Annotated in this window: 11 protein-coding genes; 9 read left to right on the top strand and 2 right to left on the bottom strand. The window is 72.8% G+C overall.

From position 1 onward, the window contains the following. Positions 1-250: 250 nt before the first annotated feature. Positions 251-1,069: a hypothetical protein gene (locus tag AB0G74_RS33275; protein ID WP_361154151.1), complete on the bottom strand. Its 819-nt coding sequence runs from the start codon at positions 1,067-1,069 to the stop codon at positions 251-253. A gap of 214 nt (positions 1,070-1,283) precedes the next feature. On the opposite strand from AB0G74_RS33275, the gene AB0G74_RS33280 reads away from it, so the two are divergent. The 6 genes from AB0G74_RS33280 (at position 1,284) to cseC (ending at position 7,945) form a co-directional block, all read left to right on the top strand. Further along, positions 1,284-1,907: a phosphatase PAP2 family protein gene (locus tag AB0G74_RS33280; RefSeq protein ID WP_361154153.1), complete on the top strand. Its 624-nt coding sequence runs from the start codon at positions 1,284-1,286 to the stop codon at positions 1,905-1,907. Positions 1,908-2,465: 558 nt separating this feature from the next. Further along, a complete protein-coding gene (locus AB0G74_RS33285) occupies positions 2,466-3,401 on the top strand; it encodes an A/G-specific adenine glycosylase (RefSeq protein ID WP_361154156.1) in 936 nt (311 codons plus the stop codon). 426 nt (positions 3,402-3,827) lie between these two features. Continuing rightward, positions 3,828-4,541 carry a SigE family RNA polymerase sigma factor gene (locus tag AB0G74_RS33290; RefSeq protein WP_361154159.1) on the top strand — a complete coding sequence of 238 codons (714 nt, stop codon included), beginning with the start codon at positions 3,828-3,830 and terminating at the stop codon, positions 4,539-4,541. Continuing rightward, positions 4,529-5,488, top strand: a complete 960-nt coding sequence (locus AB0G74_RS33295) for a hypothetical protein (protein ID WP_361154162.1) — start codon at positions 4,529-4,531, stop codon at positions 5,486-5,488. The genes AB0G74_RS33290 and AB0G74_RS33295 overlap by 13 nt, the downstream gene beginning before the upstream one ends. A gap of 7 nt (positions 5,489-5,495) precedes the next feature. Beyond that, entirely contained in the window at positions 5,496-6,203 is a 708-nt protein-coding gene (gene cseB, locus AB0G74_RS33300; protein WP_361154163.1) for a two-component system response regulator CseB, read from the top strand. Between the two features lie 305 nt (positions 6,204-6,508). After that, entirely contained in the window at positions 6,509-7,945 is a 1,437-nt protein-coding gene (gene cseC, locus AB0G74_RS33305) for a two-component system sensor histidine kinase CseC (protein ID WP_361154166.1), read from the top strand. A 280-nt stretch (positions 7,946-8,225) separates the two neighbouring features. Here the strand turns inward: cseC and AB0G74_RS33310 are convergent, their stop codons facing one another. After that, complete coding sequence (locus tag AB0G74_RS33310; protein ID WP_361154169.1) at positions 8,226-8,930, bottom strand: M23 family metallopeptidase; 705 nt, start codon at positions 8,928-8,930, stop codon at positions 8,226-8,228. Positions 8,931-9,433: 503 nt separating this feature from the next. Here AB0G74_RS33310 and AB0G74_RS33315 point away from each other — a divergent pair. From AB0G74_RS33315 to AB0G74_RS33325, 3 genes are read left to right on the top strand one after another with little or no spacing between them, the layout of a single operon-like run. Next, positions 9,434-12,733 carry an NACHT domain-containing protein gene (locus tag AB0G74_RS33315; RefSeq protein WP_361154171.1) on the top strand — a complete coding sequence of 1,100 codons (3,300 nt, stop codon included), beginning with the start codon at positions 9,434-9,436 and terminating at the stop codon, positions 12,731-12,733. A gap of 57 nt (positions 12,734-12,790) precedes the next feature. After that, complete coding sequence (locus tag AB0G74_RS33320) at positions 12,791-13,195, top strand: trypco2 family protein (RefSeq protein WP_361154174.1); 405 nt, start codon at positions 12,791-12,793, stop codon at positions 13,193-13,195. Continuing rightward, entirely contained in the window at positions 13,192-15,492 is a 2,301-nt protein-coding gene (locus AB0G74_RS33325) for an NACHT domain-containing protein (protein WP_361154175.1), read from the top strand. The genes AB0G74_RS33320 and AB0G74_RS33325 overlap by 4 nt, the downstream gene beginning before the upstream one ends. The last annotated feature ends 148 nt before the right edge of the window (positions 15,493-15,640 follow it).

Here is a 15,640-nt window from a genome sequence, read left to right on the forward strand (position 1 = left end):
GGGCTTCGGGTTCGGGGGCGGGATCGTCGTCGGAGGAGATACGGGCGACGTGGAAGGCGGAGCCGGCTGTGGCTCGGTTCGCCTCCGGGGCGCTTCAGCGGTTTTCATCGGTCGATCGTGCTCGATCGCTCGTTCCTCACGATCTCCGCGCGTTCTCCCTGCTGAAATCCGCGCGCCCCTTCGGCTCACTCGCCCTCTCCCGCGCGACGGCAAGGCGAGGCGCCCCGGAGGCGAACCGAGCCACAAAAATTCAGTCCTTGGCGAGGACGAAGGACGCGGGGCTGACGTTCTCGCCGGGGAACTTCGCCTCCAGCAGGTACGTACCGGCGCCGACCTTGGCGGGGGCGGCGGTGGAGCAGTGGCCGGTGCTGCGGGAGCGGTCCCACTCGTAGGTGTGGGTGATGGTGGTGTTGGCCGGGACCCTGAGCAGGAGGCTGGCCAGGTCGCGCGGGCAGTCGTTGGACGACCAGATCCGCTCGTCGTCGGAGTCCGTGACCGTCAGCACGGCCGAGGACCGGCCCAGGTCGACCTTGCAGTCGCCGCTCGAAGAGTTGACGGCCTTCAGTCGGAAGCCGGGCTTCTCGCCGAGCGGATAGGTCAGTTTGGTGGGCTCCAGGCTCAACTTGAGGGTGTCCGTGGAGCAGTTCGGCAGATTGGAGCCGACGGCCACGGGGCGGCCTTCCGAACCGCCGGAGCCGCCCGCGCCGCCCGAGCCGCCGGTGCCCTGACTCGTACCGCCGTCGTCCGTGCCGGTTCCGCCGGAGCCGTCCGCGCCTTCCGAGGGGCCGCCGGTGGTGTCGCCGCCGGTGGAGTCCCCGTCGCCGGTTTCGTCCCGCCCGCCGGGCTGCTGGCTGATCGCCGGACCCGACGGCTTGGGCCCGGGGGTGATCGAAGACGCGGGCGGGGAACTCTTGTTGGCCCCGTCGGTCTTGTCGTCGTCTCCCCCGCCCGACGTCAGCATCCAGACGACGACCAGCAGGGCGAGCACGGCCAGCGCCAGCGCCACCGCCCTCCGTCGCCAGTAGATGGAGGAGGGAAGCGGCCCGATCGGATTGCGCAGAGATCCCACGGGGCAACTCTACGAGAGGACGGGCCCAACTCCCGTCCCACCCGCCGCACTCGTCCGAAGTTCTACGGATCATCATCCCGGAATCGGGCCGGAGCGCCCTCGGAGCGGCGTCTCGGAGGACGACGGACCCGGTGGGGACCCCCTACTTTCGTCGGGGGTGGCCGATGCCGATCGCCTGAGGGCCCGGGCGGGCGGGCTCGATACGTTCGCCCGTATGGACAGTTCCCTCACCCGCGGTCTGTACCGCGACATCACCGATCTCGCCGAGGACTCCCCCGGCTGGCTCCAGCACCTCGCCGAGTTGTGGACGGAGGCGGGGCTACTGCTGTTCGGGGCGCTCTTCGTGGTCGCCTGGTGGCGGGCGCGGGTCGCGGACGCGCGGGCCCTCGCCGTCGCCGTACTGGCACCGGTCGCGACGGCCGCGGGCTATGTCGTGAGCGAGTCCCTGAAGACCGTCTTCGACGAGGAGCGGCCCTGCCGGACCGTCGAGGACGCGGCGACGTCGCTGGTGGCGTGCCCGCCGACCGGGGACTGGTCGTTCCCCAGCAATCACGCGTCCATAGCGGGCGCGGCGGCGGTGGCGCTGGTACTGGCCTGGCCCCGGATCGCGGCGCTCGTCGTCCCGATGGCGCTGCTGATGGGCTTCTCCCGGGTCTTCGTCGGGGTCCACTACCCGCACGACGTCGCGGTCGGGCTGGTCCTGGGCGCGGTGGTCGCGGCGGTCGTGACGCTGGGGGCGGCGGGGGCGGTGACGCGGTTGGCGACGTCGGTACGGGCCGGTACGCCGGGGGTCTTCACCTGGCTCGCGGGCCCGGGCCCGGGCGCCCACCGCGCCTAGCGTCTCGGCTCTCCCGGGAGCGCCCGGCCACCTGCTGTTGTTCGCGGTCTGACGGCCGTCTGTGGCTGGTCGCGCAGTTCCCCGCGCCCCTAAATGCTCTCCCGAGCGTCGGCCCTGAAAAGGGGCCCTGCCTCTGATGAGGAGAGGCCGGTCTCTTTCCGAGGGCGATGAGGAGGGCAACCAGGGGCGCGGGGAACTGCGCGACAAGCCACGACGGTGGTGCGGACCGCGAACAACATCAGGTCGCCGGGTGGGACCCGGGTAGTTGGCCTCAGCCGGAGGGCCAAGGCGCTGGGGGTCCCCCCATCGCCGAAGGCATAGGGGGAGGAACGGCGCGACCAGCCACAGACAGGCCGCAGACCGCGAACAAAGCCAAGGTCACCGGGCGCGGCCCGGGTAGTGGGGCGGCACCCAGAGGGCCAAGGCGCCGGAGGCGGGACGCGTGGACCAAGTGGGGCAAGGGACTGCGCCACACGGCCGGACCGGCTTCACCGCTTGGCCGACGGCCCGGGGCGGCTGCGGTGGGCGTCCTCGTGGACGTGTCAGGATCGACGGGCCATGACTGACACGACGACTGCCCCCGCCCCCGCCGCCGGGATCGCCGGCGAGCCCTCCGCATCCGATGCCGCGTCCCTCCACAGCCCGGTGATCTCGTGGTTCGACGACCACGCCCGCGATCTGCCCTGGCGCCGCCCCGAGGCGGGTGCGTGGGGTGTGATGGTCTCCGAGTTCATGCTGCAGCAGACGCCCGTCAACCGGGTACTGCCGGTCTACGAGCAGTGGCTGGCCCGCTGGCCCCGGCCCGCCGATCTCGCCGCCGAGCCTTCGGGCGAGGCGGTCCGCGCCTGGGGCCGGCTCGGCTATCCGCGCCGCGCGTTGCGGCTGCACGGGGCCGCGCAGGCGATAGCGGAGCGGCACGGCGGCGATGTTCCGAGCGATCACGCCCAGCTGCTGGCGCTGCCGGGGATCGGCGAGTACACGGCCGCGGCCGTGGCGTCGTTCGCGTACGGCCAGCGGCACGCGGTGCTGGACACCAATGTGCGCCGGGTCTTCGCCCGGGCGTCGACCGGGATCCAGTATCCGCCGACGGCGACGACCGCGGCCGAGCGGAAGCTGGCCAGGGCTCTGCTGCCGGACGACGACGAGACCGCCGCCAAGTGGGCCGCCGCCTCGATGGAGCTGGGCGCGTTGGTGTGCACGGCGCGCGGCGAGGACTGCGGGCGCTGTCCGATCGCCGCGCAGTGCGCCTGGCGGCTCGCGGGGAAGCCCGCGCATCAGGGCGCGGCCCGGCGGGGTCAGACGTATGCCGGTACGGACCGTCAGGTGCGGGGCAAGCTGCTCGCGGTGTTGCGGGCGTCCCGTGAACCGGTGCCGCAGGCGGCGCTGGACACGGTCTGGCACGAGCCGGTGCAGCGGGCCCGCGCGCTGGACGGGCTGGTCGCGGACGGGCTGGTCGAGCCGCTGGACGACGGTCTGTACCGGCTGCCGGGCTGATCGTCGCCGCCGGTCCACCGGTACGCCGGCTTCATCGACCTCACGGTCCCGAAGCAGTCCGCGAGCCTGTCACCGGAGCTGTCACCGAGCGGCGCACGGTCACCGGTGACCGTAACGGTCTTCGTACCGCCCCACTCCCGGGGCATTTCACCCCGAACTCCGACAGACACCCCCCGGATTGACCCCTCCGTCAAGAGGAGTCGACCTCCGTTCCCCGTCCGCCCCGCGTCGAAACATTCGCTGTTACACAACCGATGGACGGCCGTGCGTCCGCCGTCGGGTGTACACGACAGTGCCGTGACAAGCGCTCCGTAACTTCTGTCTCACAAGGACCGGCAGGGACGGGAAGCGCCGAGCGACACGGGTCGTCAGGGGCGGGATCCGCGGTGGCGCTCGGTTCACGGACACGGGGTGGAGGCGGTCGGGATGACGGTACAGGGCGAGGTGCTCGGCTTCGAGGAGTACGTACGTACCCGGCAGGAGGCGTTGCTGCGCAGCGCCCGCCGCCTGGTGCCGGACCCGGTCGACGCCCAGGACCTGCTGCAGACCGCCCTCGTACGGACGTACGGCCGCTGGGACGGTATCGCCGACAAGTCGCTGGCCGACGCCTATCTGCGCCGGGTGATGATCAATACCCGGACGGAGTGGTGGCGGGCCCGCAAGCTGGACGAGGTGCCCACGGAGCAGCTTCCGGACGCCTCGGTGGACGACGGTTCCGAGCAGCGCGCCGACCGGGCCCTGCTGATGGACGTGCTGAAGGTGCTGGCGCCGAAGCAGCGCAGTGTCGTGGTGCTGCGGCACTGGGAGCAGATGAGTACCGAGGAGACGGCTGCCGCGCTCGGCATGTCGACCGGTACGGTGAAAAGCACTCTGCACCGCGCGCTCGCCCGGCTCCGCCAGGAGTTGGAGAGCCGGGCGCAGGAGTGCGAGGACCTTCAGCTCGGCGAGCGGGCCCTGCGGGCGGTGCGTTCCGGCGGTGGCCGGGTCGCCGGGCCCGGTGGGTCCGACGGACTCGCCGCGCCCCGGGCCGCCCGCGATCTGACCGACCGCGGGGACCTGGCGCACGGATCCGTACGGACGCGGGACCGGGTGGGACGACAGCGGCAGGACGGACGGGGGCAGGAGCGGTGCGCGGCCTGACGGGCGGACGCGACGGCGGCAGGTGGACGGCGAGCGGAGCGGCGATGGCCGGGCTCGCCGTCCTCGGCGTGTTCGCGGCGGGGTGTTCGACGGGCGGTACCGGGCTGCGGGACGACGGTCCGGCGGCGAGTGAGGCGGGCCGGGCGACCGGCTCCGCCACTCCGCCGGCGACCGCGTCCCCGGGGCCGGTCTCCCCGGGCGCGGCGGCGGGGGCCAAGCGGCCCGATCCGCTGAAGCTGCTGCGGAAGGACGCCAAGGTCGACCCGGAGATCAAGGCGGCGCTGAAGCCGTGTGTGGAGGGCGGTCCGTATCCGGTCGACACGGCCTTCGGACATCTCACCGGCGGTACCGCGCCCGATGTCGTGATCAACGTGGCGACCTGCGACGACAGCATCGCTCTCGCCACGTACGTCTACCGGCTCGAAGGCTCCGGCTACCGGAACGTCTTCCTCCGGGAGGAGCCCGCGGTCTTCTCCGCGATCGACCGGGGCGATCTCGTCGTCACCCAGCAGATCTACGAGAAGGACGACCCGACCGCGACGACGGCCGAGGAGGTGCTGACGTACCGCTGGACCGCCGGTACGGACGGCGGCGGCCGGTTCGTCGAGACGCACTGGACCCGTACGCAGTACCGCAGTCTGCCCGCGGAGGACGGGGAAGCGTACTCCCCGACCTTCGAGGACGAGCCCCGGTCCCAGTGGCTTCCGGAGGCGGAGCCCGGTGGCAGCCGGGGCGGGGTGTCCGGAGCGGCCCGGTCCGGCGACTTCCCGTCCGGACCGGCCTCCGGAAGCACCTCCGGTTCCGCTTCCGATCGTGCTTCCGCTTCCGGTACGGCCTCCGGCGGCGGGCCCGCCGTCGCCGTGGACCGGTTCCACTCCGTTCCTTCCCCCGTCCTGCCCGCCGCCCCGGCCGTACCGCCCGGCACGGGCGCGCGCCGAGAGAGCTGAGAGTCCGATGGCCGAGACCCATGTCCTGTTCGTCGAGGACGACGACGTCATCCGGGAGGCCACCCAGCTGGCCCTCGAACGTCAGGGCTTCGTCGTCACCGCGATGCCCGACGGGCTGCTGGGCCTGGAGGCGTTCCGGGCGAGCCGGCCGGACATCGCCCTGCTCGATGTGATGGTGCCGGGGCTCGACGGAGTCAGCCTGTGCCGCCGGATCCGGGACGAGTCGACCGTGCCGGTGATCATGCTCTCGGCGCGTGCGGACTCCATCGACGTCGTCCTCGGCCTGGAGGCGGGCGCCGACGACTATGTCACCAAGCCGTTCGACGGCGCGGTGCTGGTGGCCCGGATCCGGGCGGTACTGCGGCGGTTCGGCCATGCGGGCGGCGGTGACGGCGGCGGACCGGGCGAGGGTACGGGCGGCCAGAGCCCGGTGCTGACCTTCGGCGATCTGGTGATCGACACGGAGGGGATGGAGGTTCGCAAGGACGGCGTGCCGGTGGGGCTGACCCCGACGGAGATGCGGCTGCTGCTGGAGTTCTCCTCGGCGCCCGGCACCGTGCTCTCCCGGGACCGGCTGCTGGAACGGGTCTGGGACTACGGCGGCTGGGGCGGTGACACCCGGGTCGTGGACGTCCATGTCCAGCGGCTGCGGACGAAGATCGGCCAGGACCGGATCGAGACGGTCCGCGGCTTCGGCTACAAGCTCAAGGGATGAAGCGCTCACCGAAGGAGTGCGCGACGGCGGCACCCGGCGTACCGGACTCCGAGCCCGCTTCCGCTTCCGCTTCCGATACTGCTTCCTCTTCTGATTCCGCTTCTCGTTCCGTTTCGCCTTCCGGTCCTCGTCCGGGGTCCCGTTCCGTACCGGCTGCCCGTACGGCCTCCGGGACCGACGGCGCCGGTGCCGGCAAGGGCTCCGGTGGGTGCGCGGGGCGGCTGCGCGCCCTCTTCCGGCGGATCACGCCCGGCCGCCGGGCCGCGGGAACGGCGTGCGTACGGCCCCGGCGGACCCGGCGCGCGGTGATCCGTACCGGCATCCGGTGGAAGATCAGTATCGCGATCGCCGCCGTGAGCGCCCTGATCGCGGTGGCCCTCAGCCTGGTCGTGCACAACGCGGCCAGGGTCTCCATGCTCGACAACACCCGCGACGTCCAGATGGACCGGGTCCAGCTGGCCCTGCGGGCGTACGAACCGCACAAGTCGAAGGAGAGCCGTTACGGGGCGAAGCTGAACGACCCCCAGCTCCCGCGCGAACTGCGGAAGCTCGTCGCCCAGAACCGGAAGGGCACCTATGTGGTCGACTCCGGCGACGGCCCGCCGGAGATCTGGGCTGCCGTGCCGACCGTGGACGGCAATGTGCTGTCGGCGCGGATCCACTTCACCGGCCGTAACGCCGCCATCCTCAGCGACCTCAACCGGGCCCTGATCATCGGCTCGGTCTCGGTCGTCGTCGGCGGCTGCGCGCTCGGGGTGCTGATCGGCGGGCAGATCTCGCGCCGGCTGCGGAAGGCGGCGGCGGCGGCCGGGACGGTGGCGGCGGGGCATACGGAGGTCCGGGTCCGGGACGCGATCGGCGGTTACGTCCAGGACGAGACCGACGATCTGGCGCATGCCGTGGACGCCCTCACCGACGCCCTCCAGGAGCGGATCGACGCCGAGCGCCGGGTGACCGCCGATATCGCGCACGAGCTGCGGACGCCGGTGACCGGGCTGCTGACGGCGGCCGAGCTGCTGCCGCCGGGACGCCCGTCCGAGCTGGTCCGGGACCGGGCGCAGGCCATGCGGACCCTGGTCGAGGACGTACTGGAGGTGGCCCGGCTGGACGGCGCGTCGGAGCGGGCCGAGTTGCAGGACATCGCGCTCGGTGAGTTCGTCACCCGCCGGATCGGCAAGCTCAATCCGGGCGTACGGGTCCAGGTCGTCCATGAGTCCTGGGTGGCGACCGATCCCCGGCGGCTGGAGCGCATCCTGCTGAATCTGCTGTCGAACGCCGCGAAGTACGGGGCCGCGCCGGTCGAGATCACGGTCGAGGGGCGGGTCGTACGGGTCCGGGACCACGGGCCCGGGTTCCCCGAGGCGCTGCTGCGGGACGGGCCGAGCCGGTTCCGTACCGGGGCGAGCGACCGGGCGGGCAGCGGGCACGGCCTCGGGCTGACCATCGCGGCGGGGCAGGCCAGGGTGCTGGGCGCGCGGCTGACGTTCCGCAACGCGGGGCCCGGCGCGAGCCCGGCGGGCCCGGCGGGCTCGGTGGCCACGGACCCGGCGAAGGCTGCGGGCGCGGGCACGGACCCGGTGCGGGCCACGGGCCGGGACACCGCGAAGCCTCCGGCGGGGCCCGGTGACGGTGTGGAGGCGGGCGGTGCGATCGCCGTGCTGTGGCTGCCGGAGCACGCGCCCACCAATACGGGCAGCTTCCCGATGCTCGCCGAGGACGAGCTGCGGTCGCTCGGCCCCTGACCCCGCCGGAAACCCGCCCGGCGCCACGGACCCGCCGGACACCACAGCCGACACCACGACCGGCCGAACGGCACGGCCGAACGCCACGACCCCGAGGCGGCGGATCGCCGCTCTCGGGGTCGTGGCGCACGGGGAGTGACCGTCACGGCCGGTACGCGATCACGTACCGGCCGCCCGGTCCCGGCCCGTCGGACCGTTCAGGTCGTCCGGGTCGTTCAGGCCATGCGGTTCTTCAGGCCATGCCGTTCATCGGGTCATGCGTTCGTACGGCCCGGTCGGGTCAGATGGTGACGCCGACGGAGCGCAGGAAGGAGACCGGGTCGACGGCGGTGCCGTAGTTCGGGGTGGTGCGGATCTCGAAGTGCAGGTGGGGACCGCTGGAGTTGCCGGTGTTGCCGGACTTGGCGATCAGCTGGCCGGCCTTGACGGTCTGGCCCGCGGAGACGTTCACCGTGGAGAGGTGGGCGTACTGCGAGTACTTGCCGTTGTTGTGCTTGATCACGACGGCGTTGCCGTACGCGGGGCCGTCACCGGCACCGTTCGGACCGGCCTTCACGACGGTACCGGCGCCGATGGAGACGACGGGGGTACCGGTCGGGACGGCGAAGTCCTGGCCGGAGTGGTTGCTGGTCCACATGTTGCCGGCCTTGCCGTAGGTGGCGGTCAGGGCGTACGAGCCGACGGGCTTCACCCAGGACGGCGCGGCGGCCTTGGGCGCGGCGGCGGGCTTCGGCGCGGCCTTCGGGGCGGCGGCCTTCACCTCGACAGTCTTGACCGGGGCGGCGGCCTTGGCGTCCAGCGGCTTGGCGGCCGGGGCCTTGGCCGGGGCGGCCTCCACGGGAGCGGCGGACGGGGAGCCGGTGGCCTCTACGGCGAACGCGGCGCCCGTTCCGAGCACGGCGGTGGCTCCGAGACCTGCGGCGAGGACGCCGGCCCGGGTGCGGAGAAACGCCGGGCGGGAGAAACGAGTGGTGACGCGCGTCATATGAGAATGCCTCCGGACAGAAACTGACCCGACGCGGAATTGCGCCGGGGGTGCGTTGTCGCCATCCCTTGGTAACCGACCCCGGCACTTCACCTCAAACCCCCCAACTACGACATTCCGTCGTAGCGGCGACGCAGTGATTCACCCCATTGACACCCTTTGGTCATCACTGCCTTACATGATCGAAAAGTCGGAGATTTCCGCTCCGAAATGGGGTTTAACCCCCGGTACGTACGGTGGGCCGGGCCCTCCGAACCACCCCGGAACCCCAGAAACGGCTCCGGCGCCCCCCGAGGGCCCCCGCCCGGCCGCCGCACCGGCTCCGACCCCCGGCCGCCCCGACCGCACCCCTCCCGGCCCCGCTCCTAATCCGGCTAGTAGGCCCAAAACGGCCTGTGCGCCTTGTCACGGATTCGGCGGCGCAATTGTGGCCCGCGCCACTAATGTCGAAGCAGAAACGGGGCGCGTAAACGGGGGTGGAAAGCGTGCGGAACGGCCCTTCCATGCGCGTGGTCGCCGTTCTCGGCGGCCAGCAGGGCACCGGCGTCCTTCTGACCCCCAGATACGTGCTGACCTGCGCACATGTCCTCACCGGCCAGCACGGGGCACCCAGCGTGCTCCATCTGACCAGCTCCCGCGCCTTCCGCTGCGACGTGGTGAAGCTCTGGCCCGGGCGGGACGCCGCCCTGCTCCGCGCGGAGGACGACATCGTCTCCGCCGACCGCCTGGGCCGCCTCAGGATCGCCCGGCTGACCAGGGACGATCCCCTTCCCGGCGCCCAGACCACCGGCTTCCCCGGCCACCAGCGCTACAGCGGCAACAAGCTGGACTTCGGCCAGTACACGGGCACCGTCTTACCCGCCGCGGGCCAGGCCCGCGGCGCCCTCACCCTCTGGCTCGACCACACCCCGGGACCCCCGCTGGACGACGGCCGCTCCCCGCTCGCCGGACTCTCCGGGGCGCCCGTCCTCGCGGGCCCCGTACTCCTCGGCATCGTGGCCCGGGTCAACGGAGCCCCCGGCCAGCAACTGGAGGCCGTACCCATCGACGCCCTGCGGAACTGGGCCTTCGACCTCCTCCCGATCAACCCCCGGCTGGAGAACATGTCCGGCTTCGACCCGGCGGACACCCTCTTCGAGGAGCGGTACACGGGCGCGGTGAAGGCCCAGTACGGCAAGACGGAGATCTTCGGGATCGACGAGCTGGGCGTCAGCGAGTCCAGCTGGGACCTGGACACCGCCTATCTCAGCCTGGAGGCCACCGGGCTCGACGAGGAGCTGCGCCGGACGCCCCAGCAGTTACTGGACGAACTCCGGGACACCCTGCCCGACCAGCGGATCACCGAACTGGGCCTGCCGACCGACGGCCGTCCGATCGCCATGACACGGGAGGCCGAGCGGCGGCTGCGCGATCTGCTCGACCACCGGTCGCCGGGCCCGGTGTCCGGATCCCGCCGCCGGGTGGAACAGCTCATCGGCCGCAACCCCCGCACCCTGCTCCGCGGCGAGGCGGGCGCGGGCAAGACCACCCTCGTCTGGCGGCTCGCCGCCCACGCCGCCTGCGACACCCTCCCCGCCGAGCTGGACGAGCTGAACGGACTGATCCCGTTCGTCGTCCCGATGCGCAGCGTCCGGGCCCACGGCAGCGGCTTCCCCGCCCCCGACGGCCTCGGGCACGCCGCCGAGCTGCCGGTCGGCCGGGCCCCCGACGGCTGGGCCGAACGCACCCTGGAGGCGGGCCGCGCCCTGCTCCTCGTCGACGGGCTCGACGAACTCCCCCAGGGCGACCGCGACCGGGCCCGCGGCTGGCTCACCCGGCTGCTCGCCCGCTATCCCGACACCCGCTGCCTGGCCACCGTCCGCCCCGGCGCCGTCGAGAAGGACTGGCTCACCGCCGAGGGCTTCACCGATCTGCTGCTGCTGCCGATGAGCGACGAGGACATCTCCGCCTTCGTCGCCGCCTGGCACCGGGCGGCCAGGCTGGAGTACGACGGCCGCGAGGACGGCCGGGCCGCCGCCGAACAGCGCCGCCTCGGCGAACTCAGCCGACGGCTCACCCGCGAGTTCACCGGCAACCGGGTCCTGCGCGACCTCGCCAGGACCCCGCTGCTCTGTGCCGTGATCTGCGCCCTGCACCGCAAACGCCGCGGCCGGCTCCCGCACACCCGCTGGGAGCTGTACCGCGCCACCCTCGACATGCTGCTCGGCAAACGCGACCGGGAACGCGGTATCGACGCCCCCGAGGGGCTGGTCATCGGCGTCGACGAGCACAAGCTGCTGCTCCAGCACATCGCGGTCTGGCTGGTCCGCTGCGGCCAGACCCAGTTCACCCCCGAGGAGGCCGTCCAGCAGATCGACAAGGCCACCGGCTACATGCCGCAGGTACGCGAGCAGGGCGGCGCCTACCGGGTCCTGGCCCATCTGGTCAACCGCAGCGGACTGCTCCAGCAGCGCACCGGCGACACCATCCAGTTCATCCACCGCACGTTCCAGGACTATCTCGCAGCCAAGGAACTCGCCGAGACCGACAGCGTCGGCGAACTCGTCGGCCGCGCCGGGGACGAACTGTGGCGCGATGTCATCCTGCTCTCCGTGGGCCATCTCGACCGCCGCGTCGGCCGGCTCGTCACCCGGCTCATCGAGAAGGCGGGCACCCTCCCCGAACCGCAGGCCCGCCCGCTCCGCATCCTCGCGGGCCAGTGCGCCGCCAATGCCGTCTTCCTCGACGCGGACGCCCGCCTCCGGGCCGAGACGGCGGTACGGGGGATCATGCCGCCGCGCTCCGACGAGGAGACCCACCTCCTGGCCGAGCTCGGCGAATACGTCCTCCCCCTGCTGCCGGGGCCCTCCGGCGACCCGGTCACCGACCAGCTCGTGATCGGCGTCCACGCCCGGGTCGGCGAGGCCGCCGCGATCCCCCTGCTCCGCGAGTTCACCGGCCTGCCCGACCGGCACACCCGCGACGCCCTCGCCCGCGCCTGGGGCAGCTTCCCCGCCGAGGAGTACGCCCGCGAGGTCCTGGCCCGGATCGACCTCCGCGACACCCGGCTGCCCGTCCCCACCCCCGAACACCTCAACCTGCTCAAGAGCCTCAACGGCGTCGTCTCCGTCGTCCTGCGCGGAAACCACCCGGTCGGGGCCCTGCGCGCCGCCCTGCCCGACACCGGACTGCTCAGCGTCTTCTTCGAGGGGAACTCGGTCCTCACCGATCTCCGGGTGATCGCCGAACGGCCCTCGATCCGCCATCTCGACCTGCTCGGCTGCCCGGCCCTGACCAGCCTGGGCCATCTCGCCGACCGCTCCCTGATGTCGCTCACCATCGACGCCCGGATCTTCGCCCTGCGCGGCCCGCGCCCCGAGGTCCACACCCTGCAGATCGTGGACGACGGGGAGCTGCCGTACGACTCCCTCGTCGCCTGGCGGCCCGCCAGCCTGATGGCCAGCTGTCCGGCCCGGCTCTCCGCCCTGACCGCCACCGCCAACCGGATCCCGGAGCTGACCAGACTCCGGCTGGACTCCGGAATCGATCTGGACAGCGCCGCCACGCCCTCCATGCACATCACGGACCTGCTGCTGTTCTATCCGCCGTCCGGGCCCGACACCGAGGTGATCGCCCGGGCCTTCCCCGATCTGACCCTGCTGCGGATCACCACCCCGCCCAACATCTCGCCCTACCGGCTCGACCTCGGCCCGTTCCACGAGTCCCACCCCGAGCTGCGGGTCAATGTCTACGCCGACCACACGGACCAGCTCGACCTCACGGGGCACGAGCACTTCGGCGCCCGGCTCAGCACCACCCCGTGATCCGGGCGCCTCGTCCGCGCCCGTACACCCTCGCCCCTCGACCGAACGGCGGTTCCCATGACCCACACCGACCCGGGCACCCCAGGCCCCGGCTCCGGCATCGACGCCGGTATCGATCTCGCGGACGCCGTGGACGCCGTCCGCGCCCAGCTCGTCACCGCCGCGGCCCGCGCAAACGGCTCCCCCGTCCGCTTCGAAGTCGACGGCATCGAGCTGGAGTTCACCGTCGAACTCCGCCGCGACACCACCGGCGGCGGCCGGGTCAGAGCCTGGGTGGTGGACGCGGGCGCCGAGCGGACCACCGGAACCGGCCGTACGCACCGGGTCGCCGTCACCCTCACCCCGCGCGGCGCCGGAACCAACGACTCCTGGCTGGTCGGCAATGACGACCTCGACATCTCCGCCGACTTCGGCCGCGACGGCACCGGCCACGACGGCGCTTCCGGCACCGGCACCCCATGATCTCCGCCAGACCCGGGCTCGGCACCACGATGGTGGTGGTCTACGGCCGCACCCAGGGCACCGGGGTCTTCATCTCGCCCGATCTCGTCCTCACCTGCGCCCGGGTCGTCGGCGGCCGGGAGACCGTCGTCGTGGCCGAGCCCTCCTCCGGTTCCAACGGCACCGTCCGTGTCATCTGGACGGACGACCGGCTGGACGCCGCCGTACTCCTCGTCCCCGGCGGACGGCTCGACCTCCGGCCCCGGCTGAGCGCCCTCGCCACCCAGCGGCCGCTCCGGGGCTGCCGGATACTCGGCTTCCAGCCCACCGGGCCCGGCGACCGGATCGACCTCGTCCCGTACCACGGGACCATCCGGCCGCCCGCCGAGCCGACCGGGACCGACGGCATCGTCTTCGACTTCGACGACTCCGCCACCTTCGTCGCGGTCGGCGGCGGCTCCTCGTTCGGCGGGCTCTCCGGCGCACCCGTCTTCGCCGGGGGCACCCTGCTCGGCATCGTCCGCGAGGTCAGCGGCAATCTGGGCCACCGCCGCGCCGACTGCCTCCCCCTCCAGCGCCTCGCCGACCACGCCGGGCTCCGGGTCTGGGTCCCGTGGATCTCGAACCTGGAGCAGATCACCGGCACCCGGTCCGACGACTCGCGGTACGAGGAGGAGTACGCCGAGGCGGTCACCGCCCGCTACCGGACCACCCGGATCCACAGCCTGGACTCCCTCGGCCCCGGTCGCGCCGAATGGGACCTGGACACCGCCTTCGTCGATCTGCCGGCGGTCGACGACCCCGAGCGGGCCGACCGCCCGCTCCACCGGGCGACCGGCCGGGTCGAAACCTTCCTGGCGGTCCGTCCCCGCATCCTGCTGCACGGAGAAGCAGGCGCCGGTAAGACCACCCTGGTCCAGTGGCTGGCCAGGGCTGTCGCCGCCGGGGCCCTCACCCCCGGCCTCGGCCCGCTCGCCGGTCTGGTGCCCTTCCTCGTACCACTGCGCACCCTGCACGCCCGGGGCCAACGGCTCCCGACCCCGGACCGGCTGCCCGAGATCACCGGCCCGGAGACCGGGGATCCGCCGCCCGGCTGGGCCGAGCGGGTACTCGCCGACGGCCGCGCCCTGCTGCTGGTCGACGGATTCAACGAGATCCCGAAGGCCGACCGGGCCACCGCCGGAAGCTGGCTCACCGACCTGCTCCAGCGGTATCCGGAGACCCGCTGCGTGGCGACCACCCGGCCGACCGCCGTCGAGCCGGAGTGGCTGGCCCGGAACGGTTTCGACAGGGTACGGCTGGTGCCGATGGACGACGGCGGCATCAAGGGATTCGTCACCGCCTGGTACGACGCGGCCCGGCTCGGCTCCTACGACGGCCCCGGCGGCGACACCGGCAGCGGCAGCGGCTCGACCGGGGCCGAGCAGGATCTGATCCAGCAGCTGGCACGGGACCGCACCCTGCGGGACCTCGCCCGGACGCCTCTGCTCTGCGCCGTGATCTGCGCCCTCCACCGACGGTTCGACGGGCTGGCACCGGATACCCGCTGGCAGCTCTACGACCAGTCGCTGACGATGCTGCTCGGCCGCCGGGATCAGGCCCGGCTCGTCGACCGGGCCGAGGAGATCAGGCTGACCGTCGAGGAACGTCGGCTCCTGCTCCAGTTCCTGGCCGTCTGGATGGTCCGCAACCGCTCGACCGAGATCCCCCGGAACGCCGCCGTCGCCCAGCTCGTCCAAGCGCTCGCCGGGATGCCGACCGTCCGCCACCAGGGCACCCCCGAACAGATCCTCGACCATCTCCTGATCAGCGGCGGAGTGCTCCAGGAGGAGGCACCCGGCTTCCTCGGCTTCTCCCACCGCACCTTCCGGGACTTCCTCGCGGCGCGGGAGTTCGTCGAAAGCGACCAGCTAGCCGAAGTGCTCCGGCACACCCACAGCGACGAGTGGCGGGATGTGATCCTGCTGTCGGCGGGCCACTGCGATCGCAAGGGGTTGACCCGGCTGATCCTGGGACTCCTCGGATCGGCCCGCTCCACCGGCGACCGGATGCCGTCGGCCCGGCTCGGTGTTCTGGCCGTGCTCTGCTCCCGGCACGCGCCCTGGCTCGACGAGGAGACCCGGCGCCGACTGGACGACGTACTGGGCCGGATACTGCCGCCCAGGACCCCGGAGGAGGCGGAGCTGCTGGCCGAGCTGGGCCCCGACGTCCTGCGGCTGCTCCCGGCCCCCGACCGGCTCCAGCCCGACGCCCTCGCCGGGATCGCCTATCTGCGGGAGCTGCTGGGCCTGACCGACCCCTGGGACGACGAGAGCTGACCGGCCGGGACCGGCACCACCCGGCCCGGCCCTCCTTTCCGGCCGTACGACGACGGCCGCCCCCGGCCCCGGCGCTGCCGGACCGGGCCGGGGCGGCCGTCTCAGCCCGCGGGGCGACACCCGCCGAGGGTGGTACGCGACCGTCGAA

Origin of the sequence: Streptomyces sp. NPDC020875, from assembly GCF_040641415.1 — a bacterium.
Taxonomy (GTDB): domain Bacteria; phylum Actinomycetota; class Actinomycetes; order Streptomycetales; family Streptomycetaceae; genus Streptomyces.